The 17185-nt window shown below is 73.2% G+C and carries 15 protein-coding genes; all 15 read left to right on the forward strand.

Translation table 11 applies throughout. The features are described from left to right. The first annotated feature begins 355 nt into the window (after nucleotides 1–355). The 15 genes from KBB57_RS05585 (at nucleotide 356) to KBB57_RS05655 (ending at nucleotide 17051) form a co-directional block, all read left to right on the forward strand. The gene (locus KBB57_RS05585) at nucleotides 356–2719 is read left to right on the forward strand and encodes a xanthine dehydrogenase family protein molybdopterin-binding subunit (protein WP_290747551.1); all 2364 of its coding nucleotides are present in this window, start codon (nucleotides 356–358) and stop codon (nucleotides 2717–2719) included. A gap of 190 nt (nucleotides 2720–2909) precedes the next feature. After that, nucleotides 2910–5009, forward strand: coding sequence for a transglycosylase domain-containing protein (locus tag KBB57_RS05590; protein ID WP_290747612.1), 2100 nt, complete (start codon nucleotides 2910–2912; stop codon nucleotides 5007–5009). Between the two features lie 110 nt (nucleotides 5010–5119). Next, nucleotides 5120–6283, forward strand: coding sequence for an isovaleryl-CoA dehydrogenase (locus KBB57_RS05595; RefSeq protein ID WP_290747552.1), 1164 nt, complete (start codon nucleotides 5120–5122; stop codon nucleotides 6281–6283). Between the two features lie 98 nt (nucleotides 6284–6381). After that, on the forward strand, nucleotides 6382–6852 hold the full coding sequence (locus tag KBB57_RS05600) for a hypothetical protein (protein WP_290747553.1): 471 nt from the start codon (nucleotides 6382–6384) through the stop codon (nucleotides 6850–6852). Further along, nucleotides 6845–7243, forward strand: coding sequence for a type II toxin-antitoxin system VapC family toxin (locus KBB57_RS05605; RefSeq protein WP_290747554.1), 399 nt, complete (start codon nucleotides 6845–6847; stop codon nucleotides 7241–7243). The genes KBB57_RS05600 and KBB57_RS05605 overlap by 8 nt, the downstream gene beginning before the upstream one ends. Nucleotides 7244–7249: 6 nt before the next feature. After that, nucleotides 7250–7651 (forward strand): DUF1622 domain-containing protein, encoded by a 402-nt coding sequence (locus KBB57_RS05610; protein ID WP_290747555.1) that lies wholly within the window; start codon nucleotides 7250–7252, stop codon nucleotides 7649–7651. Beyond that, entirely contained in the window at nucleotides 7648–8157 is a 510-nt protein-coding gene (locus tag KBB57_RS05615; protein ID WP_290747556.1) for a lysozyme inhibitor LprI family protein, read from the forward strand. The genes KBB57_RS05610 and KBB57_RS05615 overlap by 4 nt, the downstream gene beginning before the upstream one ends. 148 nt (nucleotides 8158–8305) lie before the next feature. Beyond that, complete coding sequence (locus KBB57_RS05620) at nucleotides 8306–9910, forward strand: carboxyl transferase domain-containing protein (RefSeq protein ID WP_290747557.1); 1605 nt, start codon at nucleotides 8306–8308, stop codon at nucleotides 9908–9910. A gap of 173 nt (nucleotides 9911–10083) precedes the next feature. After that, entirely contained in the window at nucleotides 10084–10491 is a 408-nt protein-coding gene (locus KBB57_RS05625) for a hypothetical protein (protein WP_290747558.1), read from the forward strand. Between the two features lie 13 nt (nucleotides 10492–10504). Beyond that, nucleotides 10505–12451: a biotin carboxylase N-terminal domain-containing protein gene (locus tag KBB57_RS05630; RefSeq protein ID WP_290747559.1), complete on the forward strand. Its 1947-nt coding sequence runs from the start codon at nucleotides 10505–10507 to the stop codon at nucleotides 12449–12451. A gap of 4 nt (nucleotides 12452–12455) precedes the next feature. Next, nucleotides 12456–13118 carry a glutathione S-transferase family protein gene (locus KBB57_RS05635; protein ID WP_290747560.1) on the forward strand — a complete coding sequence of 221 codons (663 nt, stop codon included), beginning with the start codon at nucleotides 12456–12458 and terminating at the stop codon, nucleotides 13116–13118. Then, a complete protein-coding gene (locus tag KBB57_RS05640) occupies nucleotides 13111–13965 on the forward strand; it encodes a hydroxymethylglutaryl-CoA lyase (RefSeq protein ID WP_290747561.1) in 855 nt (284 codons plus the stop codon). The genes KBB57_RS05635 and KBB57_RS05640 overlap by 8 nt, the downstream gene beginning before the upstream one ends. After that, nucleotides 13962–14738: a crotonase/enoyl-CoA hydratase family protein gene (locus tag KBB57_RS05645; protein ID WP_290747562.1), complete on the forward strand. Its 777-nt coding sequence runs from the start codon at nucleotides 13962–13964 to the stop codon at nucleotides 14736–14738. Before KBB57_RS05640 ends, KBB57_RS05645 begins: the two co-directional genes overlap by 4 nt. After that, nucleotides 14729–16267: a histidine ammonia-lyase gene (gene hutH / locus KBB57_RS05650; protein ID WP_290747563.1), complete on the forward strand. Its 1539-nt coding sequence runs from the start codon at nucleotides 14729–14731 to the stop codon at nucleotides 16265–16267. The genes KBB57_RS05645 and hutH overlap by 10 nt, the downstream gene beginning before the upstream one ends. 79 nt (nucleotides 16268–16346) lie before the next feature. Further along, a complete protein-coding gene (locus tag KBB57_RS05655) occupies nucleotides 16347–17051 on the forward strand; it encodes a phytochelatin synthase family protein (protein ID WP_290747564.1) in 705 nt (234 codons plus the stop codon). The last annotated feature ends 134 nt before the right edge of the window (nucleotides 17052–17185 follow it).

Below are 17185 nucleotides of genomic sequence, written 5' to 3' on the forward strand. Positions count from 1 at the left end.
CGCGGCGGGTGCGGACAGCGACCGCCCACGCGTGAACACAGCCTAAGTTATTGAAATCGCGTGAGGTAGTGCACGAAATTGCACGAACCTGCACGATATTGCCGGGATTGCGGCCTTCCCCGGTAGTCCGCCGGAGCCGAGCCGGACAGCCTGGGTCCCGACAGTCATGTGGAACGAAGAACCTGGCCGCATCAGAGGGCAGGCGCGCGGGGGCGCGCGCGGAGACAGGCTCCGGCGAAGCGATCGAGCCGGAATTCCTTCACCCGGGACGCCGGGCGGGATGGCGAGGGGGTAGCGGGGCGGGGCGGTTTCGGCGAGGATCGGGGCGACGAACCAGAGCCAGGGGGAACGAGCCATGGTCGCAACAGGGGGAATCGGCGCGTCGGTGCGGCGGAAGGAGGATCCGCGGTTCCTGCTCGGCGAGGGGCGCTTCACCGACGACGTGACGCTGCCGCGCCAGGCCTGGGGCCACGTGCTGCGCTCGCCACATGCCCATGCCCGCATCACGGCAATCGACACGGCGGCGGCGCGGGCGATGCCCGGGGTGCTGGCGGTGTTCACCGGGGAGGACATCGCCGCGGCGGGGCTCGGCGGCATTCCCTGCGGCTGGGGGGTGACCGACCGGCACGGCCAGCCGATGAAGGAGCCGGCGCATCCGCTGCTGGCGCAGGGCTTCGTGCGGCATGTCGGCGACGCAGTCGCCTTCGTCGTGGCCGAGAGCCGCAACGAGGCGCGCGACGCGGCCGAGGCGATCGAGGTCGACTACGAGGCGCTGCCCGCGGTGACCTCGATCGAGGCGGCGCTCGGCGAGGGCGGGGCGCGCGTCCATGACGGGCTGGCCGACAACCTCTGCTACGACTGGACGATCGGCGACGCCGGCCCCGTCGACGACGCCTTCGCGGCGGCGGCGCGGGTGGCGCGGATCGAGCTGGTCAACAACCGGGTGATCGCGAGCCCGATCGAGACGCGCGCCGCCAATGCGCAATGGGACCGCGCCTCGGACAGCTATACGCTCTACACGACGAGCCAGAACCCGCACGTGATCCGCCTGCTGATGGGGGCCTTCGTGCTGCAGATCCCCGAGCACCGCTTCCGGGTGATCGCGCCGGACGTGGGCGGCGGCTTCGGCTCGAAGATCTATCTCTACGTGGAGGAATGCCTCTGCACCTGGGCGGCGAAGCAGGTGCGGCGGCCGGTGAAGTGGACGGCGGACCGCACCGAGGCCTTCGGCTGCGACGCCCATGCCCGCGACCATGTGACGACGGCCGAGATGGCGATGGACGCCGAGGGCGGGTTCCTCGGGATGCGGGTCGATACGCAGGCCAACATGGGCGCCTATCTCTCGACCTTCGCGCCGTCGATCCCGACCTATTTCTATGCGCTGATGTTCTCCGGCCAGTACCGGACCCCGGCGATCCACGTGCGCGTCCGGGCGGGCTTCACCCATACGCCGCCGGTCGACGCCTATCGCGGGGCGGGGCGGTCGGAATGCATCTACGTGCTGGAGCGGCTGGTCGACGAATGCGCCCGGGTCGCCGGGCTCGACCCGGTGGAGATCCGGCGGCGGAACTTCATCCCGAAGGACGGGTTCCCGTTCCAGTCGCCGGTTGCGGTGGTCTACGATTCCGGGGACTTCGCCGGGGTTCTCGACAAGGCGCTGGAGCTGTCGGACGCCGGCGGGTTCGCGGCGCGCCGGGCCGCGTCGGAGGCGCGGGGGCGGCTGCGCGGGCGGGGGCTGTCGTGCTGGATCGAAAGCTCGGGGGCGGGGCCGTCGGCCATCGTCACCGCGCTGGGCTGTCGGGCGGGGCTCTACGAGGCCTCGACGGTAAGGGTGCATCCGACCGGGGCGGTGACGGTGTTCACCGGGGCGCACAGCCACGGGCAGGGGCACGAGACCAGCTTCGCGCAGGTGATCGCCGAGAAGTTCGGGCTCGACGTGGCGCAGGTGGAGATCGTCCATGGCGACACCGGGCAGGTGCCGTTCGGGATGGGGACCTACGGGTCGCGGTCGATGGCGGTCGGCGGCGGGGCGGTGGCGCTGACCGCGGACAAGATCGTGGAGAAGGGGAAGCGGATCGCCGCGCATCTGCTGGAGGCGGCGGCAAGCGACATCGTGCTGGAGAACGGGGCGTTCAGCGTCGCGGGGACGGACCGCTCGGTTCCGTGGGCCTCGGTCAGCCTCGCGGCCTATGTGCCGGCGAACTATCCGCTGGCGGAGATGGAGCCGGGGCTGGAGGAGACCTCGTTCTACGACCCGCCGAACTTCACGTTCCCGAACGGGGCCTTCGTCTGCGAGGTGGAGATCGACCGGGAGACCGGGCGGGTGTCGGTCGAGAGCCTGGTCGGCGCCCATGACGTCGGGCGGACGATCAACCCGATGATCGTCGACGGCCAGATCCATGGCGGGCTGGCGCAGGCGGTGGGGCAGGCGCTGATCGAGGGGGTGGCGTTCGACGAGACGGGCCAGATCGTCTCGGGGTCGCTGATGGATTACGGGCTGCCGCGCGCCGACGACGTGCCGTTCTTCGGCCTCGACCGCCACGACGTGCCGACGCCGACCAACCCGCTGGGGGTGAAGGGCGCCGGCGAGGCGGGGCTGACGGGGGCGCCGCCGGCGATCATGAACGCGGTGGCGGACGCGCTGCGCTCGGCGGGGGTGGAGCCGGTGGACATGCCGGCGACGCCGGCCCGGGTTTGGGGGGCGCTCAACGCCGCCTGAGGGCCTCGGGCCGCGCTCCCGAGGCGGTGGCGTCGGGCGTGCCGACGCCCTCTCAAGATGTCGCCGGACGAGGGCGCCGCCGCCGGCGCGGAAGCCCGGGCGGGGCTGTTCCCAAGGTCGTGGGGGAGGCCTCCGCGTCCTGCCGCGGCGGCGCGGGCGCGGGCGCGTCAACCGTTCGGGCGGATCGCAACTGGCGGAGGGGGGCAAAAGCCGCTATGGTCGCGGCCAAGAAGCAAACGAGCAGGCGGCCAGAGGCATGGCCAGGACAGGCAAGCGGAAACCGAGGGCCAGGCAGAAGCTGGGCCCCCTCGAAAGGGTGTTGCGCGGCGCCTTTGGCGGCGTGCTTCGCGTGATCTGGTGGGTCGGGCTGCGCGTCGCGATCGTCGGCGCGATCGTGCTGGGCGTCGCGACCGCCTATTACGAGAGCCAGCTGCCGCCGCTCGAGGAGCTGCTCGACGGCCGCGAGGGCGGCTCGGTGACGCTGACCGACGCGAGCGGCGAGGTCTTCGCCTGGCGCGGCGAGCAGCACGGGGTGATGCAGGCCGACGCGGTCAGCCCGCACCTGATCAACGCGATCATCGCCACCGAGGACCGGCGGTTCTACTGGCATTTCGGCGTCGACCTGCGCGGCACGGCGCGCGCGGCGCTGGTCAACCTGCGCTCGGGGACGACGGTGCAGGGCGGCTCGTCGCTGACCCAGCAGGTGGCGAAGCTCCTGTGGTTCGACAACACCCGGACGCTGGAGCGCAAGATCAAGGAGATCCCGGCGGCGCTGGCGCTGGAGTGGAAGTTCTCCAAGGCCGAGATCCTGTCGATCTATCTCAACCGCGCCTATCTCGGCGCCGGGGCGACCGGCTTCGAGGCGGCGAGCCAGCGGTATTTCGGCAAGTCGGCGGCGGAGGTGACGCCGGCCGAGGCGGCGATGCTGGCGGGGCTGTTGCGGGCGCCGTCGCGGTTCGCGCCGACCAACGACCTCGCGAGGGCGCAGGAGCGGGCGACGACGATCGTCGGGCTGATGGAGGCGCAGGGCTATCTGACCGTGGCGCAGGCCGACGAGGCGCGGGCGCATCCGGCGAAGCTCTCGGCCGCGGCGGCGGCGCGGGCGGGGGCGGCCTTCGCCGACTGGGTGATGTCGTCGGGGCCGGACTTCCTGACGCGGAGCACCACCGAGGACGTGGTGGTGGAGACGACCTTCGACCCGCGGGTGCAGCGCGCCGCCGAGGCGGGGCTGCGGTCGGTGTTCGAGACCAAGATCAAGGAGGGCTCGAACGCCCAGGCCGCGGTGGTGGTGATGGCGCCGGACGGCGCCGTGCGGGCGATGATCGGCGGGCGCGACGTGGCTGGCGCGGACGGCAGCTTCAACCGGGCGACGCAGGCGCTGCGGCAGACGGGCTCGCTCTTCAAGACCTTCGTCTATGCGGCGGCGCTGGAGCAGGGGGCGAGCCCGTTCGATCCGGTGCTGGACGCGCCGCTGACGATCAACGTGCCGGGCTCGGGGCCGTGGTCGCCGCAGAACTACACGCGCGAGCACAAGGGGCAGATCGACCTCGTCACCGCCTATGCGCATTCGATCAACACCTCCGCGGTGCGGGTGGCCGAGGCCGCCGGGCGGGCGCGGGTGCGGGCGGTGGCGCAGGATCTGGGCGTGACGGCGCCGATCGCCGAGGGGCCGGCGATCGCGCTCGGCGCGTCGGAGGCGACGCTCGTGGAGATGACGGGGGCCTATGCCGGCATCCTGAACGCCGGCCAGCGGGTGCGGCCCTACGGGATGCGGGCGCTGAAGCTGCGCGCCGACGGGCAGACGCTGATGAAGGGCGGTCCCGGCGCGCCGGTGCAGGTGCTGGACGAGCGGGTCGACAACGACCTGATCTGGATGATGACCCAGGTGATCGAGACCGGCACCGGCGGGCGGGCGCGGCTGCCGGACCGGCAGGCCGCCGGCAAGACCGGCACGACCTCGGCGGCGCGCGACGCCTGGTTCATCGGCTTCACCGCCGACTATGTCGTGGGCGTCTGGATGGGCTACGACGACAACACGCCGCTGACCGGGGTGACGGGCGGCGGGCTGCCGGCGGAGATCTGGCGCGAGGTGATGGTGCGCGTCAACGAGGGCGTGCCGCCAAGGCCGCTGCCGATCCGTCCGCCGGAGCGGCGCGCCGCGACGACCGTGGTGGCGAGCGGCGACGGGCGGGGGCAGGGCGCCGGCGTGCCCAACCCGGTCGCCGCGGTCGACAATGTGGTGCGCTCGGTCTTCAACAGCGTGGTCAAGGGCCTCTTCGGCTCGAACTGAGTCCCCGTGTTGGGCCGGAGGCGACGATGGCGTGCCCCGGCGGGCGCGTCGCGCTTGCTTTTGAAATGAACGTGTGTTCAGTTACCGGCAAAACCAGGGGGGAATCGCCGATGTTCACCGCCAGCCTGAAGTTTCCCCTCGGGGAGGACGTCGACGCGCTGCGCGAGCTGGTGCAGTCCTGGGCGCAGGAGCGGGTCGCGCCGATGGCGGCGGAGATCGACCGCGCCAACGCCTTCCCGAACGCGCTCTGGCGCGAGATGGGCGAGCTCGGCATCCTCGGAATCACCGTGCCGGAGGAATACGGCGGCGCCGGCATGGGCTATCTCGCCCATTGCGTCGCGGTCGAGGAGATCGCCCGGGCCTCCGCCTCGGTGTCGCTCTCCTACGGCGCGCATTCGAACCTCTGCGTCAACCAGATCAAGCTCAACGGCACGGTCGAGCAGAAGGCGAAGTACCTGCCGCCGCTGGTCAGCGGCGAGAAGGTGGGCGCGCTCGCCATGTCGGAGGCGGGGGCGGGATCGGACGTGGTGGGGATGAAGCTCCGCGCCGTGAAGCGGAACGACCGCTACGTGCTCAACGGCACGAAGTACTGGATCACCAACGGGCCCGACGCCGACACGCTGGTCGTCTACGCCAAGACCGACCCGGAGGCCGGGCCGAAGGGGATCACCGCGTTCCTGGTCGAGAGGACGATGAAGGGCTTCTCCGCCAGCCCGCATTTCGACAAGCTCGGGATGCGCGGCTCGAACACCGCGGAGCTCGTCTTCGACGACGTCGAGGTGCCGTTCGAGAACGTGCTCGGGCAGGAGGGCAAGGGCGTCAACGTGCTGATGTCGGGGCTCGACTTCGAGCGGGTGGTGCTGTCCGGCATCGGCGTCGGGTTGATGCACGCGATCCTCGACCACCTGATGCCCTACCTCCACGAGCGCCGGCAATTCGGCCGGAGCATCGGCGATTTCCAGCTGATGCAGGGCAAGGTCGCCGACATGTACACCGCGATGAACACGGCGCGGGCCTATGTCTACGCGGTGGCGCAGGCCTGCGACCGCGACGAGGTGACCCGCCAGGACGCCGCCGCCTGCGTGCTCTACGCGAGCGAGAAGGCGATGGAGCAGGCGGTGCAGGGCGTGCAGGCGATGGGCGGCGCGGGCTTCCTGAACGACAGCCCGCTCGCCCGGATCATGCGCGACGCCAAGCTGATGGAGATCGGCGCCGGCACGAGCGAGATCCGCCGGATGCTGATCGGGCGCGAGCTGATGAAGGCGACGGGATAGGCCGTTTACCATGAGTGGTATGCCGGTTGGCAATTTATCATCTGAGTGATAAAGTTCGATATGCTGCGATATGGAGAGCGGATATGTCGAGTGTCACGATGAGAAAGCGGCCGCTGCCGGGTTCGGCCACGGCGCGGGTCTGGGAGATCGCCGACGACCTGTTGCGTCGGCGCGGCAGCCTGCCGGGCGGGCGCGAGGTCGTGGATCTCTATGTCGCCGAAGGGGGCAACGAGGGGACGGCGTTCACGCAGTACTCCCACTGGAAGAAGGCCTACCAGAACCACTTCAAGCGCGGCTCGGCCGCGCCGCGGCCGCAGGGGGACCAGGCGCTGAAGCTGAATGTCGACCCGTCCGGGCGGCTGACGATCCCGGCGGAGGCGCTCGTCGGGATGGAGCTCGGGCCGGACGGCCGGGTCACGGCGCGGCTGGAGGACGGCGAGTTGCGGCTGATGTCGCCCCGGGTCGCGTTGCGGCGGCTGCGCAAGGCGGCGCGGGATGTGGCGCCCGAGGGGATGGCGGTGGTGGACGAGTTCATCGCCGAGAAGCGGCGGGAGGCCGAGCTTGAGTGAGCGCCCCGACGACCGGGTGGTGCTCGACGCCTCCGCCGTGCTCGCCATCGTCTTCGGCGAGCCGGGCGGGGATCGCGTGGTCGATCTGATCGAGCGCGGGGTGGTCAGCACGGTCAACCTGTCCGAGGCGGCGGCGAAGATGAACGAGCGCGGGCTCGACGACGACGAGGTCGAGCGGACGCTCGAGGCCCTTCCGCTCGAGCTCGCCGGGTTCGGCGCGGCGGAAGCCTATGCCGCCGGGCGGCTCCGGGCGGCGACCCGGGGGGCGGGCCTGTCCTTCGGCGACCGGGCCTGCCTCGCGCTGGCGCTGCGCGAGGCGCTGCCGGTGGCGACCGCGGACCGGGCGTGGAAGACGCTCGATCTGGGCGTCGACGTCGAGATCATCCGGTGAGCCGCGATGGAGGGGGCGACGACCGCTGCTGTTCCGTCTATCGCCGGGGAGTTCGCGCCGCTCGCGGCGGCGCTGGAGACGGTGGCGACCGGGATCGAGCTCTTCGCCATCGTGGTGCTGCTGAACGGGCTCCTGCGCTTCGTGGTTTCCTATGTCGCGGCGGAGGTGGCGTCGCGCGACCCCAAGGCGAGCGCGGCGCGGCTGAACCGCGGGCGGGTGGATCTGTCGCGGTATATCCTCGCGGGGCTCGAGGTGTTCATCGTCTCGGACATCGTGCGGACGGTGATCTCGCCGACGCTGGAGGCGCTGGGCGTGCTCGCCGCGCTGGTGGCGATCCGCTCGGCGATCAGCTTCTTCCTCGGGCGCGAGATCAGGGAGATGCGCGAGCTCGACGGGGACGCGCCGTGATCCTCGCGGCGCTCATGGCCGTGCTGGCCGGGCCGGCGGCGGCGCAAGGCGCGGCGGCCGCGCCCGATCCGGCGGCGATGGCGGCGGCGGCCGAGGCCTGCGTGGTCGAGGCGAACCGCGACCCGGCGGCGGAGCGGGCCTGCGTGGGGCAGGGGGCGGCGGCCTGCCTCGACGCGGCCGCCGAGGCGACGCCGGAGGTCGCGGCTTCCTGCACGGCGGCGGAGGCCGAGGGCTGGCGGATGCTGGCGGCCTCGACGGCCGGGGCGCTCGTCGCCATGGCGGAGGGGCTCGGCGTCGGCGGCGAGGGGCAGGGCGGGCAGGCGGCGCTGGTGGCGCGGGCGCAGCGCGCCTGGGCGGAGTTCCGCGACGCCGATTGCGCGCAGCTCGCCGCGCTGGCGGAGCCCGGGGCGGCGCAGGACGGCGTGGTGGCGGAATGCCGGCTGGACCGCAGCGCGGAGCGGGCGCTGGCGCTGCTGGCGCGGCGGCGGGCGATGGAGAGCCCGTGACCGGGGGCGGGTCGGGGAAGCCCCCGGCCCGCGGAGGCGGCGGGCGACGGAGCGCCCGACGGAAGGAGGGTCGGGCGGCGTGCGCCGGACCTGAGACGAGAAAGTCGCCCGGGCGGAACCGGGCGACGCGCAAACGGGAGGTCGACCGATGATCCTCGCCTCGCAGGCGGCTCTGGCCTCGGAGGCCTTTCGCGCCAACCGGGCCGCGCATCTCGCCGCGCTCGCCGAGGCGGCCGAGGCGGCGCAGGCGGCGGCGGAGGGCGGCGGGCGCGAGGCGCTGGCCCGTCATGTCGCGCGCGGCAAGATGCCGCCGCGGGCGCGGGTGGCGAACCTGCTCGACGCCGGCGCGCCGTTCCTCGAGATCGGGGCGACGGCGGCGCATGGCATGTACGACGGCGACGCGCCCTGCGCCGGGCTGGTCGCCGGCGTCGGCAAGGTCCGGGGCCAGGACGTCATGGTCGTCGCCAACGACGCCACCGTGAAGGGCGGCACCTACTACCCGATGACGGTCAAGAAGCACCTGCGGGCGCAGGAGATCGCCGCGGAGTGCCGGTTGCCCTGCGTCTATCTGGTGGACAGCGGGGGCGCGAACCTGCCGAACCAGGACGAGGTCTTTCCCGATCGCGACCATTTCGGGCGCATCTTCTACAACCAGGCGCGGATGAGCGCCGAGGGGGTGGGGCAGATCGCCGTGGTGATGGGCTCCTGCACCGCCGGCGGGGCCTATGTGCCGGCGATGGCGGACGTGTCGATCATCGTGAGGAACCAGGGGACGATCTTCCTCGCCGGGCCGCCGCTGGTGAAGGCGGCGACGGGCGAGGAGGTGAGCGCCGAGGATCTGGGCGGGGGCGACGTGCATACGCGGCTGTCGGGGGTGGCGGATTATCTCGCCGAGGACGACGCCCATGCGCTGGCGCTGGCGCGGGACGCGGTGGCGGCGCTGAACCGCGCCCGGCCGGCGGGGCCGGTGCGGCAGGCGATCGAGGAGCCGCGCTACGATCCGGAGGAGATCCTCGGGGTGGTGCCGGCGTCGCTGTCGACGCCCTACGACATCCGCGAGGTGATCGTGCGGGTGGTGGACGGGTCGCGGCTCGACGAGTTCAAGGCGCGGTTCGGGGCGACGCTGGTCTGCGGGTTCGCGCATGTGATGGGGATCCCGGTCGGGATCATCGCCAACAACGGGGTGCTGTTCTCGGAGAGCGCGGTGAAGGGCGCGCATTTCGTCGAGCTGTGCAGCCAGCGCGGCGTCCCGGTGGTGTTCCTGCAGAACATCACCGGGTTCATGGTCGGGCGGCGCTACGAGAACGAGGGGATCGCGCGGCACGGCGCGAAGCTGGTGACCGCGGTGGCGACGACCTCGGTTCCGAAGGTGACGGTGCTGGTCGGCGGGTCGTTCGGGGCGGGGAATTACGGCATGGCGGGAAGGGCTTACCAGCCGCGGTTCCTGTGGACCTGGCCGAACAGCCGCATCTCGGTGATGGGCGGCGAGCAGGCGGCGGGGGTGCTGGCCACGGTGCGGCGCGAGGGGATCGAGCGGCGGGGGGGCGTGTGGAGCCTCGACGAGGAGGCGGCGTTCAAGCGGCCGACGCTGGAGATGTTCGCCCGGCAGAGCCATCCGCTCTACGCGAGCGCGCGGCTCTGGGACGACGGGGTGATCGACCCGAGGCGGACGCGCGCGGTGCTGGCGCTGTCGCTGGAGGCGGCGCTGAACGCGCCCGTGGGGGAGACGCGCTTCGGCGTGTTCCGGATGTGAGACGCAAAGGTGCCCGGCGGGACGTCGTTGTTCCGTTTGCGCGGCCTCGCAAGACCCCGCACGGAAGAAGACCTCCGCGTCGTCCCGCGGGCCGAACTTTCAGCCGAGGCGTCGTTGCATGGGTCGTCATATTTGCGGTCGTCATCACCGGGTATGGCCTCCTTGCTCCGATCGTGGATGACTACAGATCAAGCCTGCGCGACATGGAGAAGGATTGCCGGGTAACTCGGGTGATTGACGGCGATACGGTCGAAATCGGCTGCAGGGGCGAGCGGTGGCCGGATGGGCACGCGTTTTCCGCCCGGATCGTCGGATACGACACGCCGGAAAAATTCTCGCCGGATTGCCCTTCTGAGGAGGACGCGGCCATCAGCGCGCAGGCTGCGTTCGCGAAGTGGCTGATGGAGGCCGGGGTGATGGTGGGGCAGGAAGGATTGCTGGAAATCGCCTATCTCGGGACGGACAGATACGGGCGGACGCTGGTCGACATGCGAGTTGGCGGCGAGCGAGTGGCGACGTGGATGACCGCCGAGGGGCATGGACGACGCTATCTCGGCGGGCTGCGCGGCGGATGGTGCTGAGGGAGGGTAACCGATGTTCGATCGCATCCTGATCGCCAACCGCGGCGAGATCGCCTGCCGGGTGGCGGCGACCTGCCGGCGGATGGGGATCGAGACCGTGGCGGTCTATTCCGACGCCGACGCGGGCGCGCGGCATGTGGCGGTGGCCGACATGGCGGTGCGGATCGGGCCGGCGCCGGTGGCTGAGAGCTACCTGCGTGGCGACGCCATCGTGGCGGCGGCGCTGGCGACGGGCGCGCAGGCGGTGCATCCGGGGTATGGCTTCCTGTCGGAGAACCCGGACTTCGTCGAGGCGGTCGAGGCGGCGGGGCTGGTGTTCATCGGGCCCTCGGCGGCGGCGATCCGGGCGATGGGGCTGAAGGACGCGGCCAAGGCGCTGATGGAGAGGGCCGGGGTTCCGGTGGTTCCGGGGTACCACGGGGCCGACCAGGACGACGCGGCGCTCGCGGCCGAGGCGGAACGGATCGGCTATCCGGCGCTGATCAAGGCGGTGGCGGGCGGCGGCGGCAAGGGGATGCGCAAGGTCGAGCGGGCGGCGGACTTCGCCGCGGCGCTCGCCGCGGCGCGGGGCGAGGCGCGCTCGGCCTTCGGCAACGACGCGGTGCTGATCGAGAAATACGTCACCGCGCCGCGCCATATCGAGGTGCAGGTGTTCGGCGACAAGCACGGCGCCGCGGTGCATCTCTTCGAGCGCGACTGCTCGTTGCAGCGGCGGCACCAGAAGGTGATCGAGGAGGCGCCGGCGCCGGGGATGACGGCGGAGATGCGCGCCGCGATGGGGCAGGCGGCGGTCGATGCGGCGAAGGCGATCGGCTATGCGGGCGCGGGGACGATCGAGTTCATCGTCGACGGCTCGGAGGGCCTGCGCCCGGACGGGTTCTGGTTCATGGAGATGAACACCCGGCTCCAGGTCGAGCACCCCGTCACCGAGGCGATCACCGGCGAGGATCTGGTCGAGTGGCAGCTGCGCGTCGCCGCCGGCGAGCCGCTGCCGAAGACGCAAGGCGAGCTCGCCATCCACGGCCATGCCTTCGAGGCGCGGCTCTATGCCGAGGACGCGACCAAGGGCTTCCTGCCGGCGACCGGACGGCTGACGCACCTTACCTTCCCCGAGGGGGTGCGGGCCGATACCGGCGTGCGGGCGGGCGACGTCATCACGCCATGGTACGACCCGATGATCGCCAAGGTGATCGTCCACGGGCCGGACCGGGCGGCGGCGCTGCAGCGGCTGGCGCGCGGGCTGGAGGCGACCCGGGTGGCGGGCTCGACCACCAACCTCGCCTTCCTCGCCCGGCTGGCGCGACAGGCGGACTTCGCCGCCGGGCGTGTGGACACCGGGCTGATCGAGCGCGACCTCGCGGCGCTGACCACGCCGCGGGAGCCCGACCTCGCGGCGCGGGCGGCGGCGACGCTGGCGGCGCTCGGACTGCTGGATGCGGCGGGGCCGCTCGTCGGCTTCACGCTCTGGGCGCCGCTGCTGCGGCTGGCGCGGCTCCGCATCGGCGAGGAGGACGCCGCGCACACGCTGGCGGCGCTCGGGGCCGGGCGCTTCGTCTTCGACGGGCGCGAGGTGGAGGTGCGGCGCTGGGACGGGGCCGATCTCGACCTGCGCATCGACGGCGAGAACCGCCGCTTCGGCGTCGTCGTCGCGGCGGGCGCGGTGACGATCTTCGACGGGGCCGAAGCCTTCGTGGCGCGCGTCCCCGACCCGCTCGCCGTCGGGGCCGAGGAGGCCGGCGGCGACGACCTGCGCGCGCCGATGCCGGGGCTCGTGAAGCGCCTCGCCGCCGCGCCGGGGCAGAAGGTCGCCCGCGGCGACGTGCTGGTCGTGCTCGAGGCGATGAAGATGGAGCATTCGCTCCTCGCCCCCCGCGACGGCGCGGTGAGGGAAGCCCCCGTCCCCGAGGGCGCCCAGGTCGAGGCCGGCGCGGTGCTGGTGCTGCTGGAGCCCGAGGAATGAGGCCGTGACCGCGATCCGGCTCCACCACGTCGCGCAGGCGCGGTCCTTCCGCATCCTGTGGCTGCTGCACGAGATGGGGACGCCGCCCGAGGTGGCGCGGCACTCGATGTTCGACGGCTCGATGCGCCGCCCCGACTACCTCGCGCTGTCGCCTGCCGGACGGGTGCCGGCGCTGGAGATCGACGGGCGCGTCATCTTCGAATCCGGCGCGATCACCGAATACCTGTGCGAGAGCCGCGCCCCGGCGCTCGGCCGCGCCCCCGGCGACCCGGAGCGCGTCGACTGGCTGGAATGGCTGCACTTCGCCGAGACGATCGGGCAGCATGTGGCGAACCTGACGCAGCAGCACATCGTGCTGAGGGAGGACCACATGCGCTCGGCCGTGGTGATGAAGCTGGAGGCGCGGCGGCTGGAGAAGACGCTGGAGGTCGTCGACCGCGTGGTGACGGGCCGCGACTGGCTGCTGCCGTCCGGCTTCTCGGCGGTCGATGTCGCCGTCGGCTACGGGGCGCTTCACGGCCGGCGCTTCGTGCGGCTCGACGCGCTGCCGGGGCTCGCGGCCTGGCTGGCGCGGATCGAGGCGCGCCCCGCATATCGCGCCGCGCTGGCGGCGGACGGCCCGGCCGAGGTCTATCTCCGCGACTTCTACGAGGCGCCCCGTGGCTGAGATCACCGTCTACGAGGTCGGCCCGCGCGACGGGCTGCAGAACGAGGCCCGCAGCATCGCCACGGCGGACAAGATCCGGCTGGTCGACCTGCTGACCGCCGCGGGCCTGCGCCGCATCGAGGTGACGAGCTTCGTCTCGCCGCGCTGGGTGCCGCAGATGGCCGACGCGGCCGAGGTGATGGCCGGGATCGCCCGCGCCCCGGGCGTGGTCTACGCCGCGCTGACGCCGAACCTGAAGGGCTTCGAGGCGGCGCAGGCGGCGGGGGCCGGCGAGGTGGCGGTCTTCGCCGCCGCGTCCGAGACGTTCAGCCGCAAGAACATCAACGCGACGATTCCCGAGAGCCTCGCGCGCTTCGCCCCGGTGGCCGAGGCGGCGTCGGCGGCGGGGATCGCGCTCCGCGGCTACGTCTCCTGCGTGACCGACTGCCCCTACGAGGGGCCGGTCGCCCCCGCCGCCGTCGCCGACGTGACCGCCCGCCTGCTCGCGCTCGGCTGCCGCGAGGTCGCGCTCGGCGAGACGCTCGGCCGGGGCACGCCGGAGACCGTCGCGGCCATGCTCGACGCGGTGCGCGCCATCGCGCCCGCCGACCGGCTGGCCGGGCATTTCCACGACACCGGCGGCCGCGCCCTCGACAACGTCGAGACGGCGATCGGCTTCGGCCTTGCGGTCTTCGACGCCGCCGCCGGCGGGCTCGGCGGCTGCCCCTACGCCCCCGGGGCCGCCGGCAACGTCGCGACCGAGGCGCTGGTCGCCCGGCTCCACGCGCTCGGCCACGAGACCGGCGTGGACGCGGACAGGCTCGCCGAGGCGGCGGCGTTCGCGCGCAGCCTGAGGAGCGCGGCATGAGCCTCGTGGCGAGCGAGATCGACGGGCGGGGCGTCGCCACGCTGCGCCTCGACCGCGCGGAGAAGCACAACGCCATGTCGGGCGAGATGTGCGACGAGATCGCCGCGGCGGCGCGGCGGCTCGGCGCCGATCCGGCGGTGCGCGCGGTGGTGCTCGCGGGGGCCGGGCGGACCTTCTGCGCCGGCGGCGACCTCGGCTGGATGGGGGCGCAGTTCGACGCCGACCGCGCCGGCCGCATCGCCGAGGCCCGTCGGCTCGCGGGCATGCTCTTCACGCTCAACACCCTGCCGAAGCCGGTGATCGCCCGGGTGCAGGGCGCGGCCTATGGCGGCGGGGTGGGGATGATGGCGGTGGCGGATTGCGTGGTCGCCGCCGCGGACGCGCGCTTCGGGCTGACCGAGACGCGGCTCGGGATCATCCCCGCCACCATTGCGCCCTATGTGGTGGCGCGGATGGGCGAGGGGCGGGCGCGGGCGGTGTTCTTCTCGGCGCGGGTCTTCGGGGCCGACGAGGCGAAGGGGCTGGGGCTCGTCAACCGCATCGCGCTCCCCGAGGACCTCGACGGCGCGGTGGCGGCGGAGGTTGAGCCGTATCTCTCGGTCGCGCCGGGCGCGGCGGCGGCGGCGAAGCGGCTGGCGCGCAGCCTCGGCCCGCGGATCGACGAGGCGGTGATCGAGGCGACGATCACCACGCTCGCCGACGTCTGGGAGACCGACGAGGCGCAGGCGGGGCTGCGGGCCTTCCTCGAGAAGCGGCCGGCGCCATGGGCGTGACGCTGATCCCGGGCGAGACACTGGTCCCGGGCGGGACGGGGCTCGCGGCGCTGGCGGCGGTCCTCGGCGGCGCGGCGGCGGCGCTCGACCCGGCGGCGCGCCCGGACGTCGAGGCGGCGGCGGCGCGCATCGCCGGGGCGGCGGCGGGCGCGGCGGCGGTCTACGGGGTCAACACCGGCTTCGGCAAGCTCGCGAGCGTGAAGATCGCCGCGGGCGACGCGGCGGCGCTCCAGCGCAACCTGATCCTGTCGCACTGCGCCGGGGTCGGGCCGGCGACGCCCGTGCGGATCGTCCGGCTGATGATGGCGCTGAAGCTCCTGTCGCTCGGACGGGGGGCCTCGGGGGTGCGCTGGGAGATCGTGGCGCTGATCGAGGGGATGCTGGCGCGCGGCGTCGTGCCGGTCGTCCCGGCGCAGGGCTCGGTCGGCGCCTCGGGCGACCTCGCGCCGCTCGCCCACATGGCGGCGGTGATGATCGGCGCGGGCGAGGCCGAGGTCGCGGGGCGGGTCCTGCCGGGCGCCGGGGCGCTGGCGGCGGCCGGGCTCGCGCCGGTGACCTTGGGGCCGAAGGAGGGGCTCGCGCTCATCAACGGCACGCAGTTCTCCACCGCCTGGGCGCTCGCGGGCCTGCTCGACGGCTGGCGGGCGGCCTCGAGCGCGCTCCTCGTCTCGTGCCTCTCCACCGACGCGATCATGGGCTCGACCGCGCCGCTCAGGCCGGAGATCCATGCGCTGCGCGGGCATCGCGGCCAGATCGAGGCGGCGGCGCTGATGCGCGGGCTGATGGCCGGGTCGGCGATCCGCGAGAGCCATCGCGAGGGCGACACGCGGGTGCAGGACCCGTACTGCATCCGCTGCCAGCCGCAGGTGACCGGGGCGGCGATGGACCTGCTGCGGCAGGCGGCCGCCACGCTGGTCGTCGAGGCGAACGCGGCGACCGACAACCCGCTGGTGCTCGCCGACGGCATCGTCTCGGGCGGCAACTTCCACGCCGAGCCGGTCGCCTTCGCGGCCGACGTGATCGCGCTGGCGCTGGCCGAGATCGGCGCGATCGCGCAGCGGCGGGTGGCGCTGATGGTCGACCCGACGCTCTCCTTCGACCTGCCGCCGTTCCTGACGCCGGATCCGGGGCTGAACTCCGGCTTCATGATCGCCGAGGTGACCTCCGCGGCGCTGATGAGCGAGAACAAGCATCTCGCGCATCCCTGCTCGACCGACTCGACGCCGACGAGCGCCAACCAGGAGGACCACGTCTCGATGGCGGCGCACGGGGCGCGGCGGCTCGCGCCGATGGTGGCGAACCTCGAGCGCATCCTCGGGATCGAGGCGCTCTGCGCGGCGCAGGGGGTGGAGTTCCGCGCGCCGCTGACCACGAGCCCGCCGCTCGCCGCGGCGCTGGCGCGGCTCCGGGCCGAGATCCCGCCGCTCGGCGTCGACCGCAGCCTCGCCGCGGAGCTGGAGGCGGCGGCGCGGCTGGTGCGCGAGGGCGCGCTGCTCGAGGCCGCCGGGGTGGCGCTCACGCTACCGTGAGAGGCGATTAACCGTAGGTTTGCTTGCGACGTGGAGGCTCCGGCCGTTAACGTCTCCGTTGTTGCTGCGGGAGTTTGAAGTGGCGCTGCCCCCGATCTGGCTGCTGTTCCTGGGCGCGCTGGCGGTCCGCAAGGTCTCCGCCGAGCCGTTGCCGCTGCGCGAGGATCTGATCCCGCTCGACGGCTTCGAGGGCGCCGCGCTGCTCGCCGGGGCCGAGGCGCGCGCCGGCTATGCCGCGCTCGACCGGCATTTCGTGGGGCAGGTCCATCCCGCCTTCTGCGGCCCGGCGACCATGGCGATCCTGCTGAACGCGCTCCACGAGGCGCCCGACGGCGTCCGCCGCCTGCGTCCCTTCGACCAGAGCAACGTCTTCACCCCCGAGGTGGCGCGGCTCCGCGCCCGCAACCGCGTCGCCCGGGCGGGAATGCCGCTCGCGATCCTCGCCCGGGCGCTCGCGGCGCACGGGCTCGCGGTCGAGACGCGCTATGTCGACGAGACCGGCGTCGACGCCTTCCGCGACCTCGCTCGCGCCGCGCTGGCGACGGGAGACCGCTTCGCCGCCGTGAACTACGACCGCCCGGCGCTCGGCCAGCAGGGCAAGGGCCACATCTCGCCGCTCGCCGCCTACAACGGCGCCGCCGACCGCTTCCTCGTCCTCGACGTCGCCCGCGCCAAGTATCCCCCCACTTGGGTCGAGACCGCCGTCCTCCACGACGCCATGCGCCGCCCCGGCGGCGGCCGCCCCAGCCGCGGCTTCGTCCTCGCCGGCCGCCAGCCTTCCTGACTCCCGTCCGCCTCCGTTCCTGGCCGCGGGGGCGGGGAGACGGCGCCGCCGGCGCAACGGTCGAGCGCGCCGCGGGCGGAACGCCGCCACAGGCGCGACATCGACGCGGCGCCTGGGTCCGGCCGGCGCGAGCC

Origin of the sequence: Amaricoccus sp. (assembly GCF_017993425.1) — a bacterium.
Taxonomy (GTDB): domain Bacteria; phylum Pseudomonadota; class Alphaproteobacteria; order Rhodobacterales; family Rhodobacteraceae; genus Amaricoccus.

What these genes read in the sequence shown, in the direction of transcription:
- KBB57_RS05585 (WP_290747551.1), top strand. Translation starts at nt 356, where the DNA reads ATGGTCGCAACAGGGGGAATCGGCGCGTCGGTGCGGCGGAAGGAGGAT.
- KBB57_RS05595 (WP_290747552.1), top strand. Translation starts at nt 5,120, where the DNA reads ATGTTCACCGCCAGCCTGAAGTTTCCCCTCGGGGAGGACGTCGACGCG.
- KBB57_RS05600 (WP_290747553.1), top strand. Translation starts at nt 6,382, where the DNA reads ATGAGAAAGCGGCCGCTGCCGGGTTCGGCCACGGCGCGGGTCTGGGAG.
- KBB57_RS05610 (WP_290747555.1), top strand. Translation starts at nt 7,250, where the DNA reads ATGGAGGGGGCGACGACCGCTGCTGTTCCGTCTATCGCCGGGGAGTTC.
- KBB57_RS05620 (WP_290747557.1), top strand. Translation starts at nt 8,306, where the DNA reads ATGATCCTCGCCTCGCAGGCGGCTCTGGCCTCGGAGGCCTTTCGCGCC.
- KBB57_RS05630 (WP_290747559.1), top strand. Translation starts at nt 10,505, where the DNA reads ATGTTCGATCGCATCCTGATCGCCAACCGCGGCGAGATCGCCTGCCGG.
- KBB57_RS05645 (WP_290747562.1), top strand. Translation starts at nt 13,962, where the DNA reads ATGAGCCTCGTGGCGAGCGAGATCGACGGGCGGGGCGTCGCCACGCTG.
- hutH (WP_290747563.1), top strand. Translation starts at nt 14,729, where the DNA reads ATGGGCGTGACGCTGATCCCGGGCGAGACACTGGTCCCGGGCGGGACG.